Source organism: Franzmannia qiaohouensis (assembly GCF_031451695.1).
GTDB classification, from domain to species: Bacteria; Pseudomonadota; Gammaproteobacteria; order Pseudomonadales; family Halomonadaceae; genus Franzmannia; species Franzmannia qiaohouensis.
Genome location: NZ_JARWAM010000003.1, coordinates 340,373 through 367,162 on the forward strand (window position 1 = coordinate 340,373; position 26,790 = coordinate 367,162).

Here is a 26,790-nt window from a genome sequence, read left to right on the forward strand (position 1 = left end):
ATTCCAAGGGGCAGACAAGGACACCATGTCAAACCACAACGCGGCCAGCCTGTCGATCAGCCTGGAGCCAGATTCCGGCGTGCCAGCACACCGACAGATCCATGAGCAAATCCGCCTGCTGATCGAGTCGAGGCGTCTGCCCATCGGCGCCCGGCTGTCCTCCTCCCGGCGGCTGGCAGCGGAACTTGGCGTCTCACGGATGACCACCCAGACCGCTCTGGACAGCCTGCTGGCCGAAGGCTATCTGGTGTCGGCCCCGCGCCGGGGATTGTTTGTCGCCGAGCACCTGCCGCTGTCAGCAGCGCCAGACGCTGCCAGCCTACCGACGCACATATCCGCCAGGGACTCCGTTCGCGACATCATCCGTTTTGAATCCGGTGCTGCGGTGGCGGACTTTCCGAATCAGGCTTGGCGACGCTGTCTGCGCCAGAGTTGGCTGAACCCCTCACTCGAGTTGATGGAAGGCACACTGCCCGGCGGCTACCCACCCCTGCGCTCGGCGGTCGCCGACATGCTCTACTCGTTGCGCGGCCTGCGCTGTGCCCCCGAACATATCCTGATTACGGCCGGCAACCGGGATGCCCTGACGCTAGTGCTCAGCACCCTGCGCCGATTGCATCCCGAGCGCTCATCGGTGTGGCTCGAAACCCCCTGCTACCCGCCGGCGCTCAACGGCCTGCGTGGCCTGGGGCTGAAGCCCAAGCCGTTGGAGGTAGACAGCGAGGGGGCACAGATACCCAACGCCTCGGGGGATCCGTCACAATCCACAGCCAGCCTGGCAGCGCTGGTCACACCGGCCCGGCAATACCCACTGGGCCACATGATGAGCGCACGCCGCCGACAGCAATGGCTGGATCACCTGACCACACGCAGCCGAAACGGCGACTCTCTGTGGCTGATCGAAGACGATTATGACAGTGAATTCATCTACGAAGGCCGACCACAGGCCCCTTTGAGCGCGGCCGATGAGACCGGACACAGCATTCTGCTGGGCAGCTTTTCCAAGAGCCTGTTTCGCAGCCTGCGCCTGGGCTATATCGTGGCGCCCCCTGCCCTGATCGAGCCCTTGCGCGCCACCCAGAAGACGCTCGGCCAAGCGGCGGCCCTGCCATTGCAACCCGCCTTGCATCACTTTATCGACAGTGGCGAATTCGCCAGCCATCTGCGACGCATGCGCCGCCTGTATCTGGACCGCCGGGATCAGTCTCTGGATATGCTGCACCGCGCCGGGCTGCCCCTCACCCCCTGGCCCTGTCGCAGTGGTATGCACCTGATCGCGGAACTGGACCACGACAGCCCTATTGACGATGTGCAGTGGGCCCAGCAGGCAGAAACGTACCATCTGCACTTGGATACCCTGGCCCGCCACTACTGGGCTGAAGGCCAGGCACGACATCGCGGCTTTCTGCTGGGCTTCTCCGCCCGCGATACCACCCACCAGCAACGTGCGATGGAACTCCTGAAACAGTCACTGACCGCTCAGGCCCGCAATCTGGCATAAGCACTGCGAGCCGGCTCATCAGGCCGCCTGCAGGCGCTGGCGTTCATCGCTTTCACGGATCGGCCAGTGAAGTGCCACCGCCAGCGCGCCGAACAGAATGCCCGCAATCCACATGCCGTCGTAGTGGCCCTGCAGTTCATAGAGCCACCCGCCCAGCAGCACCCGCAGCTGACCGTAACGGTCGGCCAAGCCTCCTGCCACCACGGCGAACACGCCCCAAGCCAGGTTCTGTATCGCCAGGGCCAGTTGCGAGAAAAATCATCAGTCCAGCCCCAGGAGAACGAGATATCCAACTAGCCCCGACGAGACGCTTACTGGACCGGTCATTTTTAGCCATTCTGGCTATGCAGCACTGGGCCACATAGTCCTAATCTGGGTACATCACGCTGAACATCAGCCCCCTGAGTGTTCACTCGTCTTTGCACAGGAGTTCCCATGACCCAGTTGACCCCAACCGATCAGACCCGCGTCGTCCGTGGTGCCAAGCGCGCCGTGTACGATGAGGCCACCGTGCACGCCATCATCGATGATGCACTGATCTGCCATGTTGCCCAGATCCTGCCTAATGCGACACCACTGGTCACCCCCACCGCTCACTGGCGGGAAGGCCGCTGGCTCTACTGGCACGGCCTTGCCTCGACGCGCAATGTGGCCGACACACCGGCCCGACCGGTGAGCATCAACATCTGCCATGTAGACGGCCTGGTCATGGCCCGTTCGGCGTTCCACCACTCGCTGAACTATCGTTCGGTCACCCTGTTTGGCACACCGGAACCGGTCACCGACCCCGCCGAAAAAACCCGTCAGTTGGAGCGTTTTCTCGACAAGATCAGCCCCGGACGCTGGCCACAGCTGCGCCCCATCAACGGCAAGGAACTGAAAGCTACTGGCCTGGTGCGCCTGCCCATCGAAGAGGCATCAGCCAAGGTCCGCAACGGACCACCGGTGGATGACGACGAAGACTATGGCTGGCCGGTCTGGGCCGGTGTGATACCACTGGTACAACACCGGGGCGAGCCGGAAATGGATCAGGCGTGAATAGGCTACAGCGATACCCCCTGCAGGTGCTGCTTGGCGGCATCGATGAAGGCACGTACGTTCGGGTGGTCCCGGCGGCCACTCTGGAACAGCAAGGAAATCGGCAGCGCCGGGGCGGCATCGTCATGCAGGATATGCTCGAGCCGCCCCGCCTCGACATCCTCGGCGACCTGGTAAGAGAGCGTGCGTACCACGCCGAGCCCGGCGACCGCCGCGGCAATGGCCGCGTCCATATGGTTGACTGTCAACCTGGCGGGGCGCCGTACCTCATCGAGCCCCCACCCACGATGTGGGCCAATCTCATCCTCGACCCGGATCAGGTCATGATCACGCAAATCGGCCAGTGAAGCAGGCCTGCCCCGTGCGGCGAGATAGCTCGGGCTCGCGCTCATCACCCGCCGTACATTGCCGACGTTCAGCATGTGCAGCGAGCTATCCGGCAACTCGGCGATGCGCACGGCGACATCGATGCCCTCTTCGACCAGGCTAACCACCCGATCCAGCAACAGCAGCCTGACCTGAAGTTCGGGATACTGCCGCATCAGCCCAACCACCACCGGCAACACGTGCAGCCGGCCGAACATCACCGGCGCCGTCACCTTCAGGGTGCCGCGTGGCGCAGACCGGGCGCCCCGCACGCTGTCCACTGCGCCGTCGATCTCGGCGAGCCCTGCCCGGCATCGCGTCAGAAACAGCGCCCCCTCCTCGGTTAGCCGCACGCTGCGCGTGGTGCGCCTCAACAGCTGAACGCCAAGACCCGACTCCAGCGCCGCGATCGTCCGCGTCACGGTGGTGGGCGACATCCCCAGCCGCCGCCCCGCTTCGGCGAAGCTCGATTGTTCCGCGACGCAGATGAAGGTCCTGAGCGTTCGTAGCCTGTCCATCGCGCCTCCTCTCCCTCGCCCGCCACTGAGCATTATTGTCAGTTATCGCAATGATGAAGTGCGATTTTGACGGATTCTCTCACCTTGAAGCGAGAGAGAGAATGCAAAAGCCAGAATGCAAAAGACGCAATGACACCATCAACGACAGAGGCTCATCGACGTGAAGCTCTACCACTACTCCCTCTCAGGCCACGCCCACCGCGCCGCCCTGTTCCTCTCCCTAGCCGGAGTCGAGCATGAACTGATCGAGGTCGATCTGGCGGCCGGCGCCCACAAGCAGCCGGCATTTCTCGCGCTCAACGCCTTCGGTGAAGTACCGGTGCTCGACGACAACGGCATCATCATCGCCGACTCGCTGGCGATTCTCGTCTATGTGGCGAGGAAGGTCGGCCCTTCCCATTGGCTGCCGACGGATCCCGCCGACGAGGCACAGGTACAGCGGTGGCTCTCGGTGGCGGCAGGCAAGATCGCCTATGGCGCCTGCGCCGCCCGGCTGATCACCGTATTCGCTGCGCCCTTCCGCCCTGAGGAGGTGATCGAGCGCGCCCACGCCACGCTCGCCGTGATGGAGCGAACGCTGGAAGGCCAGCGCTGGATTGCCACAACGGCAGAGCCGAGCATCGCCGACATCGCGCTCTACAGCTACGTCGAGCGGGCCCCCGAGGGCAACGTCGATCTCACCGGCTACCCCAGAGTCCTGGCCTGGCTACGCCAGGTCGAAGGCCTTTCTGGCTTCATCCCCTTCCAGCGCACCCGCGCCGGGCTCAACGTCTGAGCCGGCCACTTCTTAAGGAGTCATCAGCATGAATTTCGACACGCTACACCTCGACCATATCGGCCTCCGCGTCACCGATCTCGCCACCGCGGAGGCCTTCTACGCCAAACTCGGCTTCCTGCGCGACCCAGAGGAGTACGCCCCCGAGGCCAAGGCCTGCGGGCTCGTGCACCCTGCTGGCATGCGCATCCACCTGATCTACAACGGCGTACCTGCCGAGGAAGGCAATGTGCTGCTGGACGCGCCGGTCAAACGGCCCGGCTACACCCACGCCGCCTTTATCGTCGAGAGCATGGACGAACTGGTGGATTGGCTGGCGCGCGAAGGGATCGAGATCACCGAGGGACCGGTCATGATGGGCCACGGACGCCGCAACGTCTGCTTCATCCGCGACCCCGACCTGAATGTGCTGGAGTTCAACGAGATCCTGGCGGAGCAGCACTAGGCTTTGTCTGAAAAGTCGGCGAGCGAAGGCCAGACAAGGCAAAAATCGGCGAAAAGGCGGAGTTTACGGGGTGTAAATGAGTACTTTGAGCCGATTCTTAACGCCGTATGGCCGAGCGCAGCCAGTTTTCGGACAGAGCCTAAAGCTGCGGCAAGGCATGCTATGCGCTGCATGGGGCCACGGATGGCCCACGTGGCATGAGCCCTCCGCCCCAATATGCTATGTTATATCGTAATGATTCAGTCACGTTTTGGAGCCCAGCATGGCAAAAGTCCCGGTTACCGTCCTGACAGGCTATCTGGGGGCGGGCAAGACAACGCTGCTCAACCGCATCCTCTCCGAGGACCACGGCAAGCGCTATGCCGTCATCGTCAACGAGTTCGGCGAGCTGGGCATCGACAACGACCTGGTGGTCGGGGCCGACGAAGAAGTCTTCGAGATGAACAACGGCTGTATCTGCTGCACCGTACGCGGTGACCTGATACGCATCATTTCCGGCCTGATGAAGCGCATCGAGCGTTTCGACGCCGTGATCATCGAAACCACCGGGCTGGCCGACCCCGCCCCCGTGGCCCAGACCTTCTTCGTCGATGACGACGTGCGCAGCAAGACAGAGCTGGACGCCGTGGTCACCGTCGTCGACGCCAAGCACCTCCCCGCCAGGCTCGACGACAGCCCGGAAGCCGCCGAGCAGGTCGCCTTTGCCGACGTGGTGGTGCTCAACAAGATCGACCTGGTCGACGCCGACGAACGCCAGGCCCTCGAGCGGCGCATCCGCGCGATCAATCCCTATACGCGAATCGTCGCCGCCAACCACTGCGACATCCCCCTGGAGCAGGTCATCGGGCTGGGCGCATTCGACCTGGAGAGAATCATCTCCCTGGAACCGGAATTCCTCTCCGAGGAGCACGCCCACGAGCATGACGAGCAGGTCAAGAGCATCTCGCTGACGGCTACTCGCCCGCTGCTTCCCGAGCGATTCGATCGATGGATTGCCGACGTGCTAAGCATCGATGGGGTCAATATCCTGCGCTGCAAGGGCATTCTCGACCTGCTCGGCCAGGAGCGGCGCTACGTCTTCCAAAGCGTGCACATGCTGGCAAACGGCACCTCGACCCAGCCCTGGCAGCCCGATGAAGCGCGCCACAGCCGGCTGGTGTTCATCGGCCGCGATCTCGATGCCGAGAAGCTCCAGGCGGGCTTCGATGCCTGTGTGGCTGCCTCCCCTAGCTCCCGGGAGCAAGCATGAGCCAGCCTGCCACCCTCCTCGAACAGCGAGGTCACCAATGGCAGTGGTCGGCGTATGTGCTGTCGGCATGCTTCGACGCAGCGAACAACCTCGCCTTCGCCCTTGGCGATGGCAGCCTGCGCCTGCTACCCGCCGGGAGCCAGCAAGCGCCCCAGCGTGTCGAGGTGCACGAGGGCATGGCGCTGAGCATGGCCGCCGCACCGGGCGAGGGTTTCGTGAGCGGAGGCGACGATGGCCGCTGCGTGCGGGTCGCCGTGGATGACACGCTGCACGACCTCGCCACCTTCCCGGGGCGCTGGGTCGACCATGTCGCCAGCCACTCCAACGGGGTGGTCGCCTGCTCCGAAGGCAAGCGCCTGCATCTCTACGCCGAGGGCCGCGACGAGATCGTGCGCGAGTTTCCCAGTACGGTGGGAGGCATCTGCTTCTCGCCGGACGGCTACCGGATCGCGGTGGCACACTATGGCGGCGTGACCCTATGCGCCACACGCTCCGCCGATGCCACGCCGGTGCCGCTGGCATGCCCGGGCTCGCACCTGTCGGTGACGTGGAGCCCCAACGCACGCTTCGTGCTCTCGGCCATGCAGGAGGATTGCCTTCGCGGCTGGCGGCTGGAAGATAATGACGACCTTGTCATGAGCGGCTACGCCACCAAGGTAAAATCCTGGTCGTGGTTCAATGGCGGACGCTACCTGGCCACCAGCGGCTCGAACTGCGCCCCCTGCTGGCCATTCAAAGGCCGCAAGGGCCCCAGAGGATGCGCCCCGGAGACGCCCGGCGACAACCAGAGTGCACTGGTCACGGCCGTGGCGGGGGATCCAGCACACCCCATTCTCGGGATCGGCTACGATGACGGCCAGGTCACCGTGGCTGACATCCAGAGCGGCCAGGAAGTCATCATCAAACCGCCGGGAGACGGCGCCGTCACGAGCATGGCCTGGTCGCCCAATGGCGCCTGGCTCGCCTTCGGCACCGACGCGGGCTTCGCGGGGCTGTTTCCCGTATCTGGCTAACCGCACAGGAGACGCAATGATCGCCAAGCGCGAACGCAGCAAGATAGAGCGACGATTGAGCGCTGCCCTGACCCACGCCTGTGAGCAGGCCAAGCCCCAACTGCCCGGCTTCTGCTGGCTGACCCACGAGGTCGATTACCAGCGCTTTCCCGAGAGCCTGGTGGTCACCTGGGTGTTCGATACCCACCCCCACCTGGCGAATGCGCTCAAGGGCGAGGCGCGACGCTGCATCAATGACCTGACCGCCGAAGCGCTGGTTGATGCCGGCGTGGATGTCGGTGACGCCGCAAAGCACCTCGACCTCGACAGCGAAGAGGCGTGCCAGCGGGAGCACGGCGGCGACTGGCAGCGGCGCCTACGCACCAAGCCGACGAGGCACTGAATGGCCAAGAAGATCGAAAACCCCTGTGTCTCGGTATGCCAGCTATCGGGAGGCCTGTGCGTGGGCTGCGGCCGCACGGTTGAGGAGATACGCCAGTGGAAAGCCATGAAGCGGCCGGAGAAGATGAAAACAGTGAAACGCGCCGATGAACGCCTGAAGAAGATCCCGCCCCCGCCAAGCCGATAACAGAATCGGAGGGTGGGTCAGCGCACCGACACGGGCCCTGGACCAGGGTACAGTAGGCTTACTCTGCGTCCCGATGATTCTCATGAACCATCACCGGGGCGAAGCCCGAAGTAGCCAGGAGTACCAGACACAATGTCGAATAACCCGATGAACATGATGTTCGCATGGATGAAGATCGCATCTTCCTACAACCAGATGGTGCTTTCATCCGCTGAGGTGATCGCCCGTCGCACCATGCTGATAGCCAGCGGCACCATGACCGTGCCCGATGCCATGAGCATGATGATGGAGAAAGGCACGATCTACGCCACCGCGAGCGAACGTGCGGCAGTCGCCATGGCCAGCGGCGCCGATCCCGCCAGGATCACCGCCGCGGCGCTGAAACCCTACAGCACCAAGACCCAATCGAACGTGCGCAAGCTGCGCGGCTGAACGAAGCCAGTCCTCAAACGGCAGTCGCTAGCCGCCACCCGGAGTGATCCGGCAGTGGCGGTTTTTATGTTTTGGGCCCGGCACGCAAGCTCGAGCTTAGCGCCCTCTCCTCCTCAAGGCCGCCGCATGGCGGCGACCAGGGCGCTCGCCCCGATCAGACTGCCGGCACCGGTGCGGTGCAGGATGCGGCGCAACCGAGCGCTCAGCACTCGGCCGCCGCTGGTGGCCAAGAAGGTGAAGGCGAGATCGCTGAGCACGCCGAGGGCCAGAAATGTCGAGAACAGGATCGCCAGCTGCGGCAGCAAAGGCTGGCTGGGCGCCACGAACTGCGGCATGAAGGCCATGAAGAAAGCCAGGCTCTTGGGATTCAGTGCAGTGACCAGAAACGCCTTGGCGGTGCCGAGACGAATATCCGCCCCCGTAGGCTGCAGCTCGCCCAGTTGGCCGGCCTCGCGCCACATCTTGATGCCCAGGTAGAGCAGATAGGCAGCCCCGAGCCATTTGAAGAGCTGGAACAGCTCGGCGGACGCCATCAGCAGCGCACCGACCCCGGCGAACGACAGAGTCATGGCCAGCAAATCCCCCAGGAAGAAGCCGGGAAGCATCGCCAGGGCCGCGCGTCGCCCGCGGTTGACCCCGGTGGTGACCAGCAGCGCCACGGCGGGGCCGGGCGAAACGATGATCAGCAGGGAGGCCAAGCAGAAGGAGAGCCACAGTTCCAGCGGCATAGTGCGTTCCTCGAGTGAGCATGTCGATGACGTTCAGCACATACTCAATAAAGCATCCCCGCCGCCGCCTGTAAAAGCAACACGGCCAGCGCCTCGAGCTAGAGGAAGCGGCCGGCACTATTTCCGTGAGCTCGGCTAGCGCGTCTCCAGCAGCGCATCGACCAGATCGGCCAGGCTTGCCTCACAGCGCGCCTGGGGCGCCCGTGTTTCATCCCCCGAGCGGTATTTCCCCGAGCGGATCAGGCAGGCCTGCAGGCCAATATCCATGGCGGCGACTACGTCGCACTCCACATCGTCGCCCACCATCAACGCCTCATCGGATGCGACGCCAACCTCGTCGAGCACGGCATGAAAGAAGTCGCCGGAGGGTTTGCCAAGCACCTTGGCCTCAATGCCGGCGTTGTACTCCAAGGCGCGTACGAACGAACCCGCGTCCAGGTGCAGGGAACCCGCGCTGTCAAACTAAGCCCGACGGCTTATGAACTCAGCGATCCGCAGCATCATCCCGGTCGCTTCTCTCGGGTGCCGATGAGGCCCGCGTGGTGACATTGTTGATCAGCTGCGGCACGAAACGCTCCGAGAAGCCCGCCACGAATGACCAGAACAGCAGCTTGGCCAGGTCCGGCCCGGAGCTGGGGTAGGTTTCCCGAAAGATGCTGAGCATGAAGTCGTCACCTGACGTCCTCGTGTCATGTGCCGGGAAAGAGAACTGGGGAAAGAGATCTCCGGAAACAATGCCGGACAGGAACACCAGGTAGAGCACCAGTGCAAAGACACCGCCGAAGATCGGCACCAGCAGGATCTGAAACAGTGAGGCATCCAGCAACGCCAGCTCTTCATCGGTGACCGTGTTCAAACGCTGCTGAATACTGACGAAACCGCCGATGATGCCGCACAGGGGAACGGCCCAGGTCACCAGAAACCGCTGATTGAAGAAAAAGGTCAGCGCGAAGATGGCGCCCAGCACGGCAACCGCGATGGTCGTCATGATGATCAGGCGCTTGGTGATGGAATGGATATGCCGGATGCGCTCCATGGTGTGGCCCCTGCCCCGCGATCGCCCGGCGGCCGCCTGCTTCCAACGCAACCCCGCGAGCATGCTCCTCAACCTGGATACCGGCCTCCCTTCCTCTACTCACGATAGTCGACCTCCCCACCACTCACCATCCAGGCGGCGTGCTGCCTTCCGGCGGCCTCTTGGTGAGAAGCCAAGGCCAAGAGATATCTGGCATCCTGATGGGGAATATTCATTGCAGGGCGTTACCGATGTGGACGATATGATCGAACGGGCCGGCCTATTCAGCAGGGCCGCACATCAAGCCGTTGGGCAGCAGCGCAAGTACACCGGCGAGCCCTACTGGCAACACCCGGTGGCTGTTGCAGAAACCGTGTCAGCCGTGGAGATGGCGACACCCGAGATGATCGCCGCCGCCCTCCTGCACGACGTGCTCGAGGATACTGCCGTGACAGCCCTGGACATCGAGGAGTGCTTCGGCCAGCAGGTCGCCACCCTGGTGCAGGAGCTGACGGATCAATTCATCGATCCGGAAATCGGCAACCGCGCACACCGCAAGGCGTTGGAGCGCGACAGGCTGGCGCAGATCTCCCCCGAGGCTCAGACCATCAAGTACGCCGGCCTGATCGACAACACCACCAGCATCGTCGCGCGGGACCGCGGCTTCGCCCAGGTCTACCTGGCCGAGAAGCGCCTGCTCCTCGGAGTGATGACAGCGGGTGACCAGGCGCTGAGGCGCCAGGCATGGCGCGTGTTGGAGGAAGCCGAGGCGAAGATATAATGAGCCCCTCGTTACCGTTCCCGAAAGACCGGCAAGAGCGACCACGCAAGAGTTACCGATCGGTAATTTTTCCTGCAAATCGAGCCTTGATCACCTCGATAATTACCGATCGGTAATCTCTTCATTGCGAATCAGCAAATCCATGCCTAGAATTACCGAACGGTAATTACACGCGGATTTGCCATGCCGACCATCGACTCCCCGCCTACCCAGGCCACTACCATTCGCCACAGCGAAGACCTCGGCAAGCTGGTGCGTCAGCTGCGCGCCGATCAGGGGCTATTGCAGATCGACCTGGCCGGCCTCGCCGGCACCGGCAATCGCTTCATCGTCGACTTGGAGCGGGGCAAGCCTACACTGCAATTGCAGAAGGTGCTGGATGTACTCGACCTGATGGGGCTCGAGGTGGTGGTACGGCGCAAGGGTGGCCACCGCCATGGCCAGTGACGGTACCCTGGCGCTTTACCACCGCGACAGGCATGTCGGCCGGCTGCATGACACCCAACCGCTTCGCTTCGAGTATGCCCCCGCCTGGCTGGAGCACCCTGAAGCGGTGAGTCTCTCACCCTCTCTGCCCCTCTCGCAGCAGGTGCACGCAGGCGATGCGGTGCTGGCCTACTTCGAGAACCTGCTGCCGGAAGGCAACCTACGCCGTCAACTATAGCTTCGCCACCACACCACTAGCGTATTCGGTCTGCTGACAGCCATCGACGCTACCCTCGCCACCCTGAGCCCCGAGGCGCACCAAGGCACCGAGCAAACACTACTGGAGCGACTGCAGCAGCGGCTGTTGCGCAACTGCCACAAGCTGCCAGAGCGGTGGACGGCCGGGGGCGGTTGAATAGGCCACGGCGGCCGTCAGGGCAGCACCTACACTGAATGGGCAAGGGCAAGAGCGGGCCCCAGCGCCGCCCACAACAACAAGCTCCATTTTACGCCACCGTAGACGAAGAATACTCTGCTCCTATAGCCCAATATAGCCACTTCATCTTAATTTTCGACGCATCGCCGATTTTATGACAAGCACTGATAAACTCCGCCCGAAACAGGCGCTGCCCCGCGGCGCAACCTCGTGTATCCATCGGCAGGGAGATCTTCATGGCTCGCAATATCATCGTTCTTGGTGCCGGCATGGTCGGCGTATCGGTGGCCTGGCATCTGGCGCGTCGCGGCCATGACGTCACCCTGGTGGACCGCCGCGAGCCGGGCCTCGAGACCTCCTTCGGCAACGCCGGCATCATCCAGCGCGAGGCAGTGCGCCCCTACGCCTTCCCGCGTGATATCAGCACCCTGCTGCGCGTGATGCCCAACCGCCAGGTGGATATCCGCTACCGCCCCACCGGCATGATGAGCGCGGCGGGCCCGCTGCTGAACTACTGGCTGAACTCGAGTGGCAAGCGCTACGAGCGCATCGTGACAGAGTGGGCATCACTGATCATGCGCTGCCAGGATGCCCACGCCCCGATGATCGAGGCCGCCGGCGCCGAGGCGCTGGTGCGTCAGGGCGGCTGGCTGGAGCTTTACCGCACCCGCAAGGCGTTCGAGGAGTGCCAGGAAAAGGCCAAGGAGAACTACGAGCGCTTCGGGGTCGAGTATGAGGTGCTAGACGCCGAGGCGCTCCACGCCAAGGAGCCGCACCTGGACAAGGGGCTGATCGGCGCGATCCACTGGACGCAGCCGTGGATGGTCTCGGACCCGGGCGGCCTGGTGCAGGCCTATGCCCGCAGCTTTGCCGAACAGGGCGGCAAGGTGATACAGGCCAGCGTCGAGGACGTGCTCCAGACCGAGGGCGGCTGGAAGGTCAAGACCAGCGAGGGGCCAATGGAGGCCGACGAGGTGGTGGTGGCCCTGGGGCCCTGGGCCGGGGATATGCTGGAACGGCTGGGCATGAAGGTGCCGCTGTTCGTCAAGCGCGGCTACCATATGCACTACTCCGCCGAAGAGGGTGCCAAGCTCAACCACTGGGTGATGGACGCCGAGAAGGGCTTCCTGCTCGAACCGATGCGCGCCGGGATTCGCCTGACCACCGGCGCCGAGCTGGCCGACCTGGACTCACCGCCCCAGTACAAGCAGCTGGCCGCCGCCGAGAAGGTGGCACGCAAGCTGTTCCCGCTGGGCAAGCGCCGCGACGGCCAGCCCTGGAAAGGCGCCCGCCCCTGCCTGCCCGACATGAAACCGGTGATCGGCCCCGCCCCAAACAAGGAAGGCCTGTGGCTCGCCTTCGGCCACGGCCATCAGGGCTTTACCCTGGGCCCCGCCACCGGCGAGCTGCTCGCCCAGATGATGGATGGCGAAACGCCCGCAGTGGATATGGCGCCGTTCCGCGTAGATCGCTTTTGAAGCTGAAGCCACTACACCACTACGAAACCGGGCGCCCTTGAGGCGCCCGTTTTTTCTTGCCTGGGGTCGCGCATGCCTCAAAAGCCCCAGACTTGACACGAATAGCTCGGCCCTTTACAAGCTAAAGCCTGTCATGACGACGAACAGCAGCAAGCGGCACTGATCTAAAGAACAACGCTTTATTGAATGAGCAATCCTCCTTTGGCCCGAATGGATTGAAATCAAACGATAAAGCAAAGTGCTTATTGTAATACTGTTTCTGCCAAGGAGTTTACCGATGAGCCCTACGACATTCACGCAAACCGCAGTTTTGCTGGCGGTGCTTTCCATCGCTTCGGCGACCTATGCCGATGATGCCGAACAAGCCGGCAATGGGGCCTCTGAAACGTCCGTGACCGGGGGACAGGAAGTAGCTGGAGACGAGGCAGCGGCGGCTCCGCTCGTTGTCGACATTCCCGGTGAGAGCGGTGCGACTGTCACGATTGAATTGACCTCGATGGAGGTCGTCGGGGAATTGCTGCGGCTCGGCATAACCTTCACGCCGGAATGGCAGATGGAGCCGTTTTCCGGCCGTGACGCCGATCTCTCACAAGTGCTGGGCGCAAATCTGCAGAACCCTGTCAGTGCGCGACTCATCGACCCGACCAATCTTCTTGAGTATCAGCAGGTTACCGGTGGTGCTCGTGAGAGAGTCCCCATGACTGAAGGCACTCCCAGGACGGTGTATTTCTATTTCGGAACGCCGGTCGAAGAGATGGAGAGCTTCGATCTCTATATTGAGGCCGGACAGGTCGCTTTGCCACCGCTCACCGATGTCCCCTATCAGGTCGAATAATGTTATATCACACAGCCAAGTTGCTGCTTGTAGCGCTTATTGCCATGTCGCCCCAGACACAGGCGATCGCCGAAGACGTCGACCTTCTTGACGAGACGGATGTGCCGGACAGCGCCGAGATTGCCGCCTCGATCTCCTCGTTGGCCATCGATATCCGCAGGATTGAGATCCCCCCGCCGGCCCGTCTCGAGATTCCCGCTCCTCGCAGTCTCAGGGTGGATGTCGAAGATGATGACCAGACAACGATCACGCTGAGCGCGGATGTGTTGTTCGCCTTCGATGAGGATGCCCTCAACGCCAGATCGGAGCAGATCGTCCAGACCATCGCCGATGAGAAGCTGCTGGACACGGAAGGACCGATCCAAGTGGTCGGTCATACGGATTCCATAGGCGATGACGCGTACAATCAGGGTCTCTCGGAGCGGCGCGCCGCAGCGGTTGCCGCAGCATTGCGCGAAGTCCTGGGGGCATCGCGCGAGATCGAGGAAGACGGGCGAAGCTTCCACGAGCCTGTTGCCGAAAACACTCTTCCGAACGGAGACGACAACCCCGAAGGGCGCACGCAGAACCGGCGCGTTGAAATCATCTTCGACAAAGAGTGACCTGCCCGGCTGCTTGACCCAGACCCTGTTGATGTAGGGTCCCGGATGATCGGCGGCGCGGCTGCGGTTCAGGCGTTCAGCGGGGCGAGTGCCATGATCGCCTCGCGCTGGGCGTCCTTCTCGGCCTGGAGGGCGGCCTGCCAGGCGGCGATATCAGCGCTGGTGTCGGCGGGAGCCGCGCCGCTCTCGGCGAAGGCGGCCAGCCAGGCTTCCCGAGTGCAGAGGTCCTGGAGCTCCCCCAGTAGGGTCTGGCGCTGCTTCAGTTCGGCCAGCAGCGCACGCTGGCGCTTCGGTTCCAGCTCGGCCAGGTAACGGATGCGCTTCACGGTCTTGCGCAGGTCGTGGAAGGGCTGGTCCGGGGCCTTAAGCGAGAGAGCGACAAGGTCGCGGTTGTGGCCGGCGATGCGCTCGGCGAGTACCGCTTCGATCCGCGCCGGGGTTATCCGGGCCAGGGCTTCACGGAACGCTTCACCCTCGAGGTAGGCCTGCCAGGCATGCATCTCCACGGCATAGTCCGGCTGGCGAAGTTGCTGGCAGAGACGCTGATGCTCCCCGCGAGCCCGCTCGCTCAGCCAGCCGTGGAGGGCACGGCGCGTGCCCTCCTCTGCGGCGGGTGGCGCGGTTGCCAGGCGCGCCATGAAGACATCGAGGTCGCGCAGGTCGCTAGTGTCCTGGGCGCGCCGCTTGAGGTGCTTGAGGTGGCGTTTCAGGCCGGGCACCTTGTCGCGCCCAGGGGCGCGGGCGGTGGCGAGTAGCGCCTCGCCGATGGCGCGACTGCGGCGCAGGTTGACCCGGTACTGGTGCAGGAATTCGGGGTCGGCACCGGCCATCACCCCAGGCTCGAGGGCCCTGACCAGGGCGTAGAGATGCCCAAGCTGCATCTGGAGGCAGCCAGCCAGGTCGGCCTTGCCCTGCGCGCGCGGCGTGGGGGCACAGCGCTGAAAGAGCGCGTAGCTGGCCGCCGCCGGCACCAGGCTGGCGGCAAGCCGAGCGCAATCCGGCACGAGTGCCTGCCAAGGGACAGCCGGCAAAACGAGATGCAGCAGGCCGCCGGTGGGCAGCCGGTCTGGCGCGTCATGGCAGAGCCAACGGCCGAGCTCCACCAGGGCCGGGTTGTGGCCGATCACCAGCACCCGCTCGGTCGGGTCGGGAAGGCGCTTCACCCAGTCAAGCAGCGCCTCCCCCTCGAAGGCGTAGAGTGCATCCTGGCGGAGGGCCCGTGCGGCGAGGCCCAAGGTGGGTACGGCGGCTTCAAGGGCTACCAGGGTCTCCCAGGCCCGCCGCGCGCTGCTGACGTGGATCTCACCCGCCAGGGCGCCCCAGCGCTGCAGGGGGCCGGCCATGGCGGCGGCCTGTCGCTGCCCACACCGGCGCAGCGGCCGCTGGTGGTCGCTCATGTCGCCGCTAGCCTGGCGAGCCTTGGCGTGACGCATCAGGAAGAGGTGGCGCATGACGGGTCTCCAGCAAGCCGCTCATGCTGCCAAGCTTAGGCCAACCCGGGGGCGCGCTCGACCTTCACCAGGGCTTCACCCTCGGCCCCGCCACCGGCGAGCTGCTCGCCCAGATGATGGATGGCGAAACGCCCGCGGTGGATATGGCCCCGTTCCGGGTCGATCGCTTCTGAAGGCAAGGCCATAATGAAAATGGGAGGCCTTTATCAAGCCAGTGCCCACCCATTTGACAATGCCTCGGCCTGCTTCAGCACCAGTTCGACGGCCTCAGGCGCCTTGTCGGGTGGGTACTTATAGCGCTGCAGTGTCCGCCGCACCAGGATACGCAGCCGAGCACGCACGCTCTCACGTACCTGCCAGTCAACGGTGGTGGACTTACGCAGCTTCTCGGTGACCTCCACAGCAAGCTTCTTCAGCGTCTCGTCGCCCAGCTCGCGCACAGCGCTCTCGTTGGTGGCCAGGGCGTCATAGAAGGCGATCTCGTCGGGGTTGAGTCCCAGGTTCTGCTCTCGCTCCATCTCGGCCTTGAACTGCTTGGCCATACTAATCAGCTCTTCGATCACCTGGGCGGTCTCAATGCCCCGGTTATGGTACTTGCGCAGCGTCTCCTGCAGGCGGTCGGAATACTTCTTCTCCTGCACCACATTGCTGCGAGTCTGCGCTTTGATGTCGTCCCGGAGCAGCTTCTCCAGCAACTCCACCGCCAGGTTGCGATAGGGCATCTGGCGCACATCTTCGAGGAACTCGTCAGAGAGCAGCCCGATATTGGGCTTGTCGAGCCCGCACAGGGCAAAGACGTCGGCCACGCCCTCCGCCACCAGCGCATTGTCGAGTATCTGCTTGAGCGCCGAGTTCTTCTCCTCCTGGCTCAGCTTGTGATCGACGCTGGTCACCTTGGTAATGGCGGCCTTCACCGCAGAGAGAAAGGCGATCTCTTTGTGCAGGGCACGGGCTTCGTCGAGGGTGCCACACAGCGAATAGGCTTTGTTCATCGCCAGCACCGCATCCAGGAAACGCTTCTTGCCATCTTCCAGGCCGAGGATATAGTTGGCGGCGGGCACCAGCAGCTTCTGCGGATATTCTTCGAAACCGCCGTAATCGAAGCCCTCCCCCTTGGGTCCCTTGGCGAACATGCCGTGGATGATGTCGAGCTTCTCCAGCAGCACCGCATAGGCCTCTTCGGCGCTGTGGGTCGGCGCACCACGCCCCTGGGATTCGGCATAGGTCTTCAGCGCCTGCTTCAATTCGTTGGCAATGCCGATGTAATCCACCACCAGGCCACCCGGCTTGTCCTTGAACACCCGGTTCACCCGAGCAATGGCCTGCATCAGGTTGTGGCCCTTCATCGGCTTGTCGACGTACATGGTATGACAGCAGGGCGCGTCGAAGCCGGTCAGCCACATGTCCCGTACGATCACCAGCCTGAGTGGATCGTCGGGGTTCTTGAAACGCGCCTCCAGGCGCTTCTTGGTCTTCTTGTTGTAGACGTGTGGCTGTAATAGCGCCTTGTCGGATGCGGAGCCGGTCATCACGATCTTGATCGCGCCCTTTTCCGGATCGGGGTCATGCCACGCCGGGCGCAGCGCAGTAATCTCGTTGTAGAGATGGGCACAGATGTCGCGGCTCATGGCCACGATCATCGCCTTACCGTCCATGGATTCGCTTCGCGTCTCGAAATGCGCGACCAGATCGGCAGCGACTTCCTTTAGACGCGGCCTGGCGCCGACCAGTTTCTCCAGTCGGCTCCACTCCCCCTTGGTACGCTCGCGGCGGCCGACATCCTCTTCGTCTTCGATGACCTCCTCGACTTGGTCGGAGAGCTGTTCGATCTCATCGCGGTTGATCTCCAGCTTGGCCAGCCGCGACTCGTAGTAGATCGGCACCGTGGCACCGTCATCCACCGCATCCTGAATATCGTAGATGGAGACGTACTCGCCGAAGACGGCCCGGGTGTCCTTGTCCTCGTTAGCGATGGGCGTGCCAGTGAAGCCGATGAAGGCCGCATTGGGCAGCGCATCGCGCAAGTGCTTGGCGTAGCCGAAGGTGTAACGGCCATCCTGCTTGAGGGTGGCCTTGAGGCCGTATTGGCTTCGGTGCGCCTCGTCAGAGATCACCACCAGGTTATGGCGGTCATTCAGCGCCGGGTGCTGCGACTCGCCTTCCAGCAGGGCGAACTTCTGTACCGTGGTGAAAATGATCCCACCCGACTCCCGCTCGGCAAGCAGATGACGCAGGGTGTCACGGTCATCGGCCTGCACCGGGTCCTGGCGTAGCAATTCGCGAGCAGCACTGAAGGTGCTGAACAGCTGGCCATCCAGATCGTTGCGATCGGTCACCACGATAAGCGTCGGATTGTTCATCTCCGGCTGCTGGAGCAGCTTACCCGCATAGCAGCACATGGAGATGCTCTTGCCAGAGCCCTGGGTATGCCACACTACCCCCGCCTTCTTGCTGCCGACGACGACTCGATCCGCATAGCTCGCTCTCCGCTCGCCGAGGTCGTCATTCCGCCGGGCGGCGATCACCGTGGCCTTGACCGCTTCACGCACGGCATGGAACTGGTGGTAGCCGGCGATCTTCTTGATCAGCTTCTCGGCATCGGTCTCGAACAGTACGAAGTAGCGGATGTAGTCGAGGAACAGCTCGCGGTCGAAGAAGCCACGCACCAGGGTCTCGAGCTGCCACTCCAGCAATGGCTTGTCGTCCTCGTGCTTGATGGTGCGCCAGGGCATAAAGCGCTCCTGGCTGGCGGTGAGCGAGCCCACCCGAGCGTTATAGCCATCGCTGACAACTAACGCCTCGTTGGTGGCGAACAGCTCGGGCAGCTCCTCCTTGTAGGTCTGGATCTGATGGTAGGCGTCCCAAACATCGGTGGATTCGCTAATGGGGCTCTTCAACTCCAGTACCGCCAACGGCAAGCCGTTGATAAAGACCAGTACATCCGGACGGCGCAGCTGCTTGCCGCCGGCGATGGTGAACTGGTTGATGGCGCGGAAGCGGTTGGTCTCGATATGCGAAAAGTCGATCAGGAAGGCGTGGTCATGCACCTCCCGCTCATCGCGTTTGTAGGTCACCGGCACGCCTTCCAGCAGCAGGCGGTGGAAGGCCCGATTGCTTACCATCAAGTCGAGGCTCTCCGACTTCGCCACCCGGGCCAACACCTGCTCCACAGCGCTCTCCGGCAACTGTGGATTCAGACGTCGTACCGCCGCCTCGAGATCGCCCAGCAGCAGTACCTGGCGGTAGTCCTGGCGCTCTGGGGCATCGCCGTCGGGAGCAATATCCGGACCGTGGGAAATCTCCCAGCCATTGTCAGCGAACCACTCCAGGCAGAGCTGCTCCAGCTGGCTTTCACTGATCATGAACTGACTCCTCCGTGATATAGGCCTGCTGGGGGTGATTTGGCTTGGTCGGGTACAGCAGCTTGAGCCGTCGAGCTCTGACCATGGGCTGCAGATAATGCTTGCGCAAAGACTCCGCCGAGCGATTGAGCAAGCGAGTCAGTTCATCCAACCGTAATGGACACCGGCAGCAAAGGGCCAGGATGACTTCCTCCACCTGGGCCTTCGGCGCCTTGCCCTTCTCGGCGATGGGTCTCGCCAACTCTTGCAACGCCTCCCAAGGTCCGGAGCTCGCCTCCAAAGGTCCGGAGCTCGTCTCCAAAGGTCCGGAGCTCGCTTCCAAAGGTCCGGAGCTCGTGTCCAAAGGTTCAGAGTTAGCCTTGAAAGGTCCGGTGCTGACACCAGCGTCACCTTCTGCCATTTCCAGCTCGGTGAAGATATCCTCCAAATGCGCATCTGGTAGGAAATAGACCGTTCCCTGCCCGGCACCATTGCGCAACATTAGCCCCTTTTCCACCAACCCCGAAAGGAGCTGGCTGAGATCGCGAGGGTGGATATCCAGGATGGACATCATTCGGCGATGATTCACGGCCTTTTCAATAACGGCAGTGACCAGGATCAGGCGCTCCTTGTCCGACAGGTCAGCGAAGACGCTCTCTCCCAAGGAGCCACGCAACTCTGCCAGGACGGACTCCGGTACCAGGCTGAGCATATGCAGTTCCAAAAGGGTCTGGTCCGAGGGCGAGTGAGCCTCGCGAAGTACCGGCTTGCGCCAGTGCTGGCTCGACCAGCCTTGGAAGATCTTGGGCAGCCCCGAACCCGCATTCTCGCCCAGGCCGACATAACGAAACATGTTCTGCAGCAAGCGGTTACGGCAATCACTGTGGCCGCCTGCCATGGCCTGATCCGCCGGCACCCGCATCAGGCCGGGGTTGCGGAACCCGAACATATCCGGCCGCTTGACCACCAGAATCGAAGCCCGCCCGGTATAGTCTGCATGCACCAAGGTGTTGACCAAGGCCTCCCGTAGCGCCTTGTGGACCAGGGTATCGTCCTGACGCTGATCGCCCTCCAGCGCGAAAGGCACCTTGAGATCGGCGGTCAACTTGCGAATCACACGGCGATAGAAGTCGAACACGTTCCCCGACCAGCTGCCATCCAGAGTCAGCCGATCGACCCAGCGTAGCTCTGCCTTGGGCTCGGGTCGCTCCTGATAATCCAACATATAGTTGGGAAACGCCTCGATAATAGCGACCTGCTGGCCGAACATCAGTAGACCGGCACGGGTCAGCCCCGAGCGCCCCGTCTCCCGATCCCTGCGCCAGCCACCAATCTGATACAGGAATGCCTGGGCATCATGTTGGTTCCAGGGATGATCCGGCTGTAAATTGGCATACAACTGGCGGTACTGGTTGAAGCTCTCGACGTCCAGATCGTCCAGGCCGAAGCCTGGGAGGATCTCATTGTCGCGGCTGTCCTCAACCTGCTCGGCCAACATGCGGCGCACCTGCTCCTCGCCCAGGAGGTGATCGGTACTGTTGAAGCGGCGATAGGTGCCGGTCAGGGGATTGCCGCGCAGATAGACCGGCTTTTGCTGACGCGTCGCCGCCGGCACATGGATGTGCACGACGGACTTGCCATCGATCTCGAGAGTGCGCACCCAGCGGTCACGTAGCAGGTTAATACTGACCTTCTGGGAGTTATTGAGCCCCGTCCAGAGGTCATCGAGCACCTTCTGCGGATCGGCAACGCCGGCCAGCTCGAAGCGACCACCGGAGCGTTCCCGCACCCCCAGGAAAATATCGCCGCCTTGGGTATTGGCGAAGGCGCTATAAGTGGGCCAGAACTCCTTGGGCAGCGCCCCTTTGCCGTCACGCCCCTGGGCCAGTTTGCACTCCACGTCCACGCTCTCGCGCAGGGCGGCGATATCTTCCAGGGAGTCGATTTCAAGCATCAGACACCTCGACCGACGGCCGCGTCGCCAGCTTCAGCTGCTGGTTGATCGCCTTCAACGGTTCGCGCAGTGCGCTTTCCAGCCGGGTCATATGTTGAACCATCCACTGGATCATGCCCGGCCAGTTGGCCTTGTCGTAACCATCAACCGGCTTCGCATACTGGATACGGCAGGCCTTCTTGTTCGGCAAGGGCAGCCAGTCGAGGCTATCGCCGAAGGCCTCCTCGATTTCTTCCCTGCTCGCGTTCAGCCTATCGAATACGAACTGATTCGCCTCGGCCTGGCTATTCTGCAGACTGAGCCCCACCCGAATCTCGTTCTTCCCGAATATCAGCTGATAAGGCATGGCCGAGATTCCCGAGCCGGCACTCAGCCAGTGATCCTTGGCCGGGCTGATATTGTTGTACAGCGCACAGTTACTCTGGCTGAACGCCTCCAGCGCCTGCTCCCAGAAGGCCAGTCGCAGCGTATGGCGGTGTTTCTGCTCGGTGTCGGCGCTCTTCTCCTCGACCTCCTTGGCCACCATGCCGATCATGAACTCGCTGGATTCCGGGGTCGGGATGATCTGCTCCACGTTGAGGAACAGCTCCTCACCGGCCTGATAGGGCGTCACCTTGAAGCATTGGCAGGCAATACCGAACTGGCTGAGCCAGAGCACGGTGTTGGTGACTTCCTTGCGGTAGCGGGCAGCAACGAAGATCAGGCGCTGGGTCTTGATGCGGTTGATCTGGGCGGCCTCCAGCCCATCCACCTCCAGAAACTCGATCAGGCTGTCTTCCGCGCTGGTGGTAGGCTGGCCGGTTTCCTGCACCTTCTGGTTCAGGTAACGCTGGTAGATGTCGACTACCTGCGCCTTGCTCAGATTGGCGCAGTAGCCGGCGTATTTCAGCGCCTGCCACACCACGTCGCGACCGGTGTCATCGAGCTTGTTCTCGATGATCACCAGATTGCCTTCCTTGTCGATGGCCAGCAGGTCCAACCGCTCGCGGGTGTCGTCGAAGCCGTCGAACTCCTTCTGGATGATCAGCAGCTCCTCGCCCTCCCCCTGAGCCAGCGCCTGCGGGCAATTCTCCAGCCACTCCTGCAGGTGCTTGCGCTCGGTAAAGCCCAGCTCGCCAAAGCGTCTGGCCTCCAGCGGCGCGATCCGGTTCTGGGCGGGATCGATCTTATACATGGGCGACGTCCTGTAACTCGGCTACCGACTCCTCCGCATCGGGAATCGTCAGCTCGCCGGAGAGGAGTTTGGGGAGCAGGGTGTCGCGAAGCTCAGACAAGATATTAGACTCCAAGCGCAGCTCAATCTGTTTTTCCAGCATATTACCAAGCAGCTTTTCAGCAGCATCAATCACAGCTGCATCAGGTATGACACACAAGGCTGCTTTCAGATGCTCACGCTTGATATGGCCCATAGTCACAGCTTTGGCAGCAGCGATGCGCTGAAACCCCTCCAAATTGTGCTTGGTGAACTGGTAGTACAACCACTTAGGGTGGGTTTTCGAGGTCACCTTGAACAAGTGCTGATTGAGTGCAGCTTTGCCTCCGCACCATGTGTCGACCATCAATGATCCAGACCACGAGAAAACCACATCTCCATTGTCGATGATGCAGTCTGGCTTGATGTTGGGAGAAGCCTTCTCCTCGCCATCTGCGAAGCCCTTTTTAAGCTGGGCTATCTTCACGACAGGCAGATAGACATCTTCGTTCTCGGGACGATACTTCTGCAGAGCTAAGCCATTCTGGTACTTCGCAATCTCATCCAGTGCAAGGCACTTCCACCCCTCCGGGATCTCCCCCAGCTCACTCTCTTGCATCGCCGAGGGGAACAGCTCCGCGGTGGCCTTCAGCTCGGCATACTGCTCGGGGCTTTCGGCCTTCAAGCGCTCAAGCTGCTCAATGTTCTTGCCGGAAATGGCCTGCATGGCGGCCAGCAGGGAGTCCTCGTCGCCACCACCGGCTTCTAGCGCCGCCATCTTAGCCTTGACCGGCTCAAAGTCGACAAACCAGCTTTTGAAAGTGGCCTGAGCCACCTGCTCAAGGGTCTGATTGATCTGGTGGTTGAGTTGGATCTTTTCTCCAAGGACCCTAGCCTGTTGCGCGATAAAATTTTGAACCTCTATCGGCGGAACGATAATCGGAAGTTTAAGCTGCCCGGTGATTCCGAGGTATGCACGTGTCGAACCAGCCCCCGACCATTGCCCCAAGATAGTTTGAAACAGCGGAGAATCAAAATAGGCCTTAAGGTAAACCGCATTCAGGCTACTTGTATCAGTCACTCGGTAATAGGTGACTTGGGGAGTGAGAACAATGAACGGGTGCTCAGATGGTTGCACAATAGCAGTGCGCCCAATCGTTGCCTTGTGGGACAGCAATACATCTCCGGCAACTGCAAAGCCTTTCCGAAGCTCCTTAGCCTGAACATCAGAAATAAATTTGCATTTAGCCAGGTTTACATGGCCCTCATCAAGATCAGATGCCATGATGAACGGGACTCCATGATCAACATAGTCAGAGGCTTTCGGATGTATACCTCCGTGGTTACCATCCAGAGGCTTCTCTATAACACCATCCGCAACCAATTCTGCAACGGTTACGATCCGCCATCCATCAGGGATGTATGCTGACTCATCAAAGTTCATACCCCAGCCCCCCAAGGTTGCGTTTGATCTCCGCCTCCAACCGATCGCTCTCCTCGAACTGCGCCTTGAGCTGCGCGGTCAGCCGCGCCATCTTCTCGGCGAAAGGCTCGCCATCGCCCTCCTGCTCCGGAGCGCCGACGTAGCGGCCGGGGGTCAGCACGAAATCGTGTTTCTTGATCTCCTCCAGACTGGCGGACTTGCAGAAGCCGGGCACATCCTCGTAAGCGGTGCCGAATTCCTCCTCCCCACGCTGCCAGGCATGGAAGGTATCTGCGAGTTTGCGGACATCTTCGATGGTGAAGTCGCGTAGCACCCGATCCCTCATATAGCCAAGCTGGCGAGCATCGATAAACAGCACCTCACCACGGCGGGTGCGCTTCTTCACCTTGTTGGGCGAAAAGCCACCGCTCTTGTCCTTGGTCAGGAACCAGATGCAGGCGGGAATCTGGGTGTTGGTGAATAGCTGCCCCGGCAGGGCCACCATGCACTCCACCAGGTCCTCCTCGACCAGGTGGCGGCGAATATCGCCCTCGCCACTGGTGTTGGAGCTCATGGAGCCGTTGGCCAGCAGCAGTGCCATGCTGCCCACCGGCGCCAGGTGGTGCAGCATATGCTGCATCCAGGCGAAATTAGCGTTGCCCTTGGGCGGGGTGCCATATTTCCAGCGCACGTCCTCGGCCAGCGACTCGTGCCACCACTCCTTCTGGTTGAAGTGCGGGTTGGCCATCACAAAATCAGCGCGCAGGTCCGGGTGCTGGTCGTCGAGGAAGGTATCGGCGTTCTTCCTGCCGAAGTTGAAGTCGATGCCCCGGATGGCCAGGTTCATCGCCGCCAGCTTCCAGGTGGTGGGATTCGACTCCTGCCCGTAGATGGAGATGTGCTTCTTCTGCTCGGTCGGGTCGTAGTGCTGCTCGCTGGCGTGCTCCTCGATGAAGCGATCACTGGAGACGAAGAAGCCACCCGAGCCCATCGCCGGGTCATAGACGCGCCCCCGGTAAGGTTCCAGCATCTCCACGATCAGGGTGACGATGCTCTTGGGGGTGTAGTACTGGCCGCCCTGCTTGCCCTCCGCCAAGGCGAACTGGCCGAGGAAGTACTCGTAGACGTGGCCGAGGATGTCCTTGCTGCGCAGGTCGAGTTTCTGGCCCTTATAGACCGGCTGCGAGAAAGAGGTATCGGAGAAGGAGTTGATCAGGCCGATCAGCTTGTCGTTGTCGAGCTGGAACTGGCCGATGCGGTTGAGAATGCCCTTGAGCTTCTCGTTGCTCTTCTCAATCTCGTCAAGGGCATTGTCGATCAACCAGGAAACCGAGCGCAGCTTCACGTCTTTTCCTTGCGCGTCCTGCCATAGCACGGAGCCGATAGGCAGTGCCACCTTCTCCTTGAGAGTGCTCCAGCGCGCCGTCCTGGGCACCCAGAAGACGTTGGCCTCGCGGTAGTAATCCAGAACCTCCAGCTCCTCCTCGAGAGCTGCCCGGTACTCGGCATCGCCGTCGTAGTCCTCACGAGGCAGGTGGTAGAGCTCATCGCTCTCAGTCTGGAACAGCTTGCGCAGCTCATGCTGACGCGCCGCGAAGGCATCCGACACGTACTTGAGGAAGATCAGCCCCAGCACGATGTGCTTGTAGTTGGCGGCATCCAGGTTGGAGCGCAGCTTGTCGGCGGCTTTCCAGAGCTTGTCGTCCAGCTCCTTGAGAAACTGCTGTTCCGTGGTGTTCATCCATCCCTCACTGTCCGGTGCCGGGCAGGCCGGCTCATCTTACTTCTCAATGGGGACAGTGTATCAGCTCGGCACCGCGCTTCGGTGGCCCCGGGAGTGACTGATAGTGCCAAGCCAAGGGTTCTGTCGTGCGGAGCGCTTGATCCAGCCAGCTCTCCCCTGGCGACGACCGAACAAGGCTGGAACCACCTACTGGAAGGCACTCCGGGGCAGGTGAGCTAGCCGAAAATTTCGGCATCCGGCTCCCTCAGCGCCTTCCAGCATGCCACCCTCCGCAGTCACCACCTTTAAAATTTAGTTAATTTTATTTGAAATTTACTAAACATTCGTCTAGACTGAAGACACTTCCCTCATTGCTCCGTACAGAGGACGCTTGCCATGGACAGTGAAGCACTCGTAAAGCTTGCCTTGAGCCACTTGCAATGCAGTCAGAAAGAGCTGGCCACTCGCCTCGATGTGTCGCCAACACAGATCACGAAGTGGAAAAAAGGCGAACATATGTCTATTCCAATGCAGGATAGACTCAAAGAGTTGGCAGACGTCGGCGACCTAGATCCAACTTTCGTTCTCTGGTCAGGCTCAAAAGAAAACAGCCTGAAATGGAAAAAACTCATTACCTATCTGGCCGAGCTAGCACACGAAGGAGCAGAGACCGGGTACTACACCCGCCCATTGGAAGATGAAACGGGAATGCTCTGCTGGAGCACCTTCCGAACGTTAAAAGAAATGGGAGTTTCTATACCAAAAGCTTTCCCAATAGAGCTTGATGTGGACTATGACGCGCTGGAAGATGAGCAGCTTGAAGCACTTATCGAAAGCCCGCACCCTTCTATCATATACAGAATCTACAGCTCACTAAACAGTGTTTATGGATTTTACGCAGCATATATTTATAATTTAGTCTATGATGACGAACTTGACGCGTTCGATACTCCAGGCGGTGACATAGAAGCATGCCTGCTTTCCCTGGCCGCCTGCAAGATCGAAGTCGACGAGAGCATCGCTCCGAATTTTCGAAAATTCAGGCATCAGACACTATCTGACTACAAAAAATGGATAGCCATAATTAAGGAAAAAGCGTTTCGTGCTGGAATTCCACTACGCGCGGAACTGCTCAAGATAGTCTATAGCTCTGCTGAAGAGTTAGACAATGAAGCTGAGATGGAAAGCTTTGGATCCAACACATCCCGGCTTCACCCCGACATCTACATGAATGAGCTACTGGTCGGCATGAGGGCCATTCACCAAGTGCTACCCGCCATTATGAAAAAGCTAGAAATATACGATGAATTCCAGCTAAACGAGTCAGAACTTCACATATAACCTTCGTATCGGATGAGAAAAGCCTGCCTATTACGGACAGGCTTTTATAAAAAAGAGAGCGATAGCCCGGCGGTCTCAATGACCAAGCGCAACGCTATTGAATGGTGTTCGGATCGGCGACCGATTTCTTGAGTACCTCGGCGTAGACCTCCAACGGCG

Annotated in this window: 27 protein-coding genes and 1 pseudogene; 17 read left to right on the forward strand and 11 right to left on the reverse strand. The window is 61.4% G+C overall.

Features of this window, described 5'->3' with window-relative positions; translation table 11 throughout:
* Window positions 1-25: 25 nt before the first annotated feature.
* On the forward strand, window positions 26-1,501 hold the full coding sequence (pdxR, locus tag QC821_RS05780; protein ID WP_309718210.1) for a MocR-like pyridoxine biosynthesis transcription factor PdxR: 1,476 nt from the start codon (window positions 26-28) through the stop codon (window positions 1,499-1,501).
* 18 nt (window positions 1,502-1,519) lie between these two features.
* On the opposite strand, the gene QC821_RS05785 is transcribed toward pdxR, so the two are convergent.
* Entirely contained in the window at window positions 1,520-1,690 is a 171-nt protein-coding gene (locus QC821_RS05785) for a hypothetical protein (RefSeq protein WP_309718213.1), read from the reverse strand.
* Window positions 1,691-1,936: 246 nt separating this feature from the next.
* Between QC821_RS05785 and QC821_RS05790 the strand changes: the two genes are divergently transcribed.
* Window positions 1,937-2,539 (forward strand): pyridoxamine 5'-phosphate oxidase family protein, encoded by a 603-nt coding sequence (locus tag QC821_RS05790; protein ID WP_095621563.1) that lies wholly within the window; start codon window positions 1,937-1,939, stop codon window positions 2,537-2,539.
* A 5-nt stretch (window positions 2,540-2,544) separates the two neighbouring features.
* Here the strand turns inward: QC821_RS05790 and QC821_RS05795 are convergent, their stop codons facing one another.
* Window positions 2,545-3,423 (reverse strand): LysR family transcriptional regulator, encoded by an 879-nt coding sequence (locus tag QC821_RS05795; protein ID WP_309718220.1) that lies wholly within the window; start codon window positions 3,421-3,423, stop codon window positions 2,545-2,547.
* Between the two features lie 160 nt (window positions 3,424-3,583).
* On the opposite strand from QC821_RS05795, the gene QC821_RS05800 reads away from it, so the two are divergent.
* From QC821_RS05800 to QC821_RS05830, 7 genes are all read left to right on the forward strand, one after another.
* The gene (locus QC821_RS05800; RefSeq protein WP_309718223.1) at window positions 3,584-4,198 is read left to right on the forward strand and encodes a glutathione S-transferase family protein; all 615 of its coding nucleotides are present in this window, start codon (window positions 3,584-3,586) and stop codon (window positions 4,196-4,198) included.
* Between the two features lie 28 nt (window positions 4,199-4,226).
* Window positions 4,227-4,643 carry a VOC family protein gene (locus QC821_RS05805; protein WP_309718225.1) on the forward strand — a complete coding sequence of 139 codons (417 nt, stop codon included), beginning with the start codon at window positions 4,227-4,229 and terminating at the stop codon, window positions 4,641-4,643.
* A gap of 262 nt (window positions 4,644-4,905) precedes the next feature.
* On the forward strand, window positions 4,906-5,892 hold the full coding sequence (locus QC821_RS05810; protein ID WP_309718227.1) for a CobW family GTP-binding protein: 987 nt from the start codon (window positions 4,906-4,908) through the stop codon (window positions 5,890-5,892).
* The gene (locus QC821_RS05815) at window positions 5,889-6,905 is read left to right on the forward strand and encodes a WD40 repeat domain-containing protein (RefSeq protein ID WP_309718229.1); all 1,017 of its coding nucleotides are present in this window, start codon (window positions 5,889-5,891) and stop codon (window positions 6,903-6,905) included. Before QC821_RS05810 ends, QC821_RS05815 begins: the two co-directional genes overlap by 4 nt.
* 16 nt (window positions 6,906-6,921) lie before the next feature.
* Window positions 6,922-7,287: a hypothetical protein gene (locus QC821_RS05820; protein ID WP_309718232.1), complete on the forward strand. Its 366-nt coding sequence runs from the start codon at window positions 6,922-6,924 to the stop codon at window positions 7,285-7,287.
* The gene (locus tag QC821_RS05825; protein ID WP_309718233.1) at window positions 7,288-7,473 is read left to right on the forward strand and encodes a DUF1289 domain-containing protein; all 186 of its coding nucleotides are present in this window, start codon (window positions 7,288-7,290) and stop codon (window positions 7,471-7,473) included. It abuts the gene before it with no gap.
* Window positions 7,474-7,605: 132 nt separating this feature from the next.
* Window positions 7,606-7,905, forward strand: a complete 300-nt coding sequence (locus QC821_RS05830; protein WP_309718235.1) for a hypothetical protein — start codon at window positions 7,606-7,608, stop codon at window positions 7,903-7,905.
* Window positions 7,906-8,018: 113 nt separating this feature from the next.
* On the opposite strand, the gene QC821_RS05835 is transcribed toward QC821_RS05830, so the two are convergent.
* From QC821_RS05835 to QC821_RS05845, 3 genes are all read right to left on the reverse strand, one after another.
* On the reverse strand, window positions 8,019-8,633 hold the full coding sequence (locus tag QC821_RS05835; RefSeq protein ID WP_309718237.1) for a LysE family translocator: 615 nt from the start codon (window positions 8,631-8,633) through the stop codon (window positions 8,019-8,021).
* Between the two features lie 135 nt (window positions 8,634-8,768).
* Window positions 8,769-9,044 (reverse strand): HAD hydrolase-like protein, encoded by a 276-nt coding sequence (locus tag QC821_RS05840; protein WP_340348858.1) that lies wholly within the window; start codon window positions 9,042-9,044, stop codon window positions 8,769-8,771.
* A gap of 73 nt (window positions 9,045-9,117) precedes the next feature.
* Window positions 9,118-9,669, reverse strand: coding sequence for a hypothetical protein (locus QC821_RS05845; RefSeq protein ID WP_309718242.1), 552 nt, complete (start codon window positions 9,667-9,669; stop codon window positions 9,118-9,120).
* Between the two features lie 214 nt (window positions 9,670-9,883).
* On the opposite strand from QC821_RS05845, the gene QC821_RS05850 reads away from it, so the two are divergent.
* The 6 genes from QC821_RS05850 to QC821_RS05875 all read left to right on the forward strand — a co-directional run bounded on the left by QC821_RS05850 (window position 9,884) and on the right by QC821_RS05875 (window position 14,206).
* Complete coding sequence (locus tag QC821_RS05850; protein ID WP_309718244.1) at window positions 9,884-10,429, forward strand: HD domain-containing protein; 546 nt, start codon at window positions 9,884-9,886, stop codon at window positions 10,427-10,429.
* Window positions 10,430-10,612: 183 nt separating this feature from the next.
* Entirely contained in the window at window positions 10,613-10,876 is a 264-nt protein-coding gene (locus tag QC821_RS05855; protein WP_309718247.1) for a helix-turn-helix transcriptional regulator, read from the forward strand.
* Window positions 10,866-11,093, forward strand: coding sequence for a HipA N-terminal domain-containing protein (locus tag QC821_RS05860; RefSeq protein ID WP_309718250.1), 228 nt, complete (start codon window positions 10,866-10,868; stop codon window positions 11,091-11,093). Before QC821_RS05855 ends, QC821_RS05860 begins: the two co-directional genes overlap by 11 nt.
* A gap of 434 nt (window positions 11,094-11,527) precedes the next feature.
* Window positions 11,528-12,769, forward strand: coding sequence for an NAD(P)/FAD-dependent oxidoreductase (locus tag QC821_RS05865; protein ID WP_309718252.1), 1,242 nt, complete (start codon window positions 11,528-11,530; stop codon window positions 12,767-12,769).
* A gap of 277 nt (window positions 12,770-13,046) precedes the next feature.
* Window positions 13,047-13,604, forward strand: a complete 558-nt coding sequence (locus QC821_RS05870) for a hypothetical protein (protein ID WP_309718255.1) — start codon at window positions 13,047-13,049, stop codon at window positions 13,602-13,604.
* On the forward strand, window positions 13,604-14,206 hold the full coding sequence (locus QC821_RS05875; protein WP_309718258.1) for an OmpA family protein: 603 nt from the start codon (window positions 13,604-13,606) through the stop codon (window positions 14,204-14,206). The genes QC821_RS05870 and QC821_RS05875 overlap by 1 nt, the downstream gene beginning before the upstream one ends.
* A 68-nt stretch (window positions 14,207-14,274) precedes the next feature.
* Here the strand turns inward: QC821_RS05875 and QC821_RS05880 are convergent, their stop codons facing one another.
* Window positions 14,275-15,657 carry a CHAD domain-containing protein gene (locus tag QC821_RS05880; RefSeq protein WP_309718260.1) on the reverse strand — a complete coding sequence of 461 codons (1,383 nt, stop codon included), beginning with the start codon at window positions 15,655-15,657 and terminating at the stop codon, window positions 14,275-14,277.
* A 17-nt stretch (window positions 15,658-15,674) separates the two neighbouring features.
* On the opposite strand from QC821_RS05880, the pseudogene QC821_RS05885 reads away from it, so the two are divergent.
* Window positions 15,675-15,830: pseudogene (locus tag QC821_RS05885) on the forward strand (amino acid dehydrogenase); the annotation flags it as partial.
* Window positions 15,831-15,863: 33 nt separating this feature from the next.
* On the opposite strand, the gene QC821_RS05890 reads toward QC821_RS05885, so the two are convergent.
* The 5 genes from QC821_RS05890 to QC821_RS05910 are packed head-to-tail and all read right to left on the reverse strand — an operon-like array spanning window position 15,864 to window position 25,308.
* Window positions 15,864-19,016, reverse strand: a complete 3,153-nt coding sequence (locus QC821_RS05890; RefSeq protein WP_422719954.1) for a type I restriction endonuclease subunit R — start codon at window positions 19,014-19,016, stop codon at window positions 15,864-15,866.
* A complete protein-coding gene (locus QC821_RS05895) occupies window positions 19,009-20,952 on the reverse strand; it encodes an ATP-binding protein (protein ID WP_309718264.1) in 1,944 nt (647 codons plus the stop codon). The genes QC821_RS05890 and QC821_RS05895 overlap by 8 nt, the downstream gene beginning before the upstream one ends.
* Window positions 20,945-22,126, reverse strand: coding sequence for a DUF4268 domain-containing protein (locus QC821_RS05900; RefSeq protein ID WP_309718265.1), 1,182 nt, complete (start codon window positions 22,124-22,126; stop codon window positions 20,945-20,947). The genes QC821_RS05895 and QC821_RS05900 overlap by 8 nt, the downstream gene beginning before the upstream one ends.
* Window positions 22,119-23,588, reverse strand: a complete 1,470-nt coding sequence (locus QC821_RS05905) for a restriction endonuclease subunit S (RefSeq protein WP_309718268.1) — start codon at window positions 23,586-23,588, stop codon at window positions 22,119-22,121. The genes QC821_RS05900 and QC821_RS05905 overlap by 8 nt, the downstream gene beginning before the upstream one ends.
* Complete coding sequence (locus QC821_RS05910) at window positions 23,578-25,308, reverse strand: class I SAM-dependent DNA methyltransferase (RefSeq protein ID WP_309718271.1); 1,731 nt, start codon at window positions 25,306-25,308, stop codon at window positions 23,578-23,580. The genes QC821_RS05905 and QC821_RS05910 overlap by 11 nt, the downstream gene beginning before the upstream one ends.
* Window positions 25,309-25,686: 378 nt before the next feature.
* On the opposite strand from QC821_RS05910, the gene QC821_RS05915 reads away from it, so the two are divergent.
* The gene (locus QC821_RS05915; protein ID WP_309718274.1) at window positions 25,687-26,631 is read left to right on the forward strand and encodes a helix-turn-helix domain-containing protein; all 945 of its coding nucleotides are present in this window, start codon (window positions 25,687-25,689) and stop codon (window positions 26,629-26,631) included.
* Window positions 26,632-26,790 lie beyond the last annotated feature (159 nt).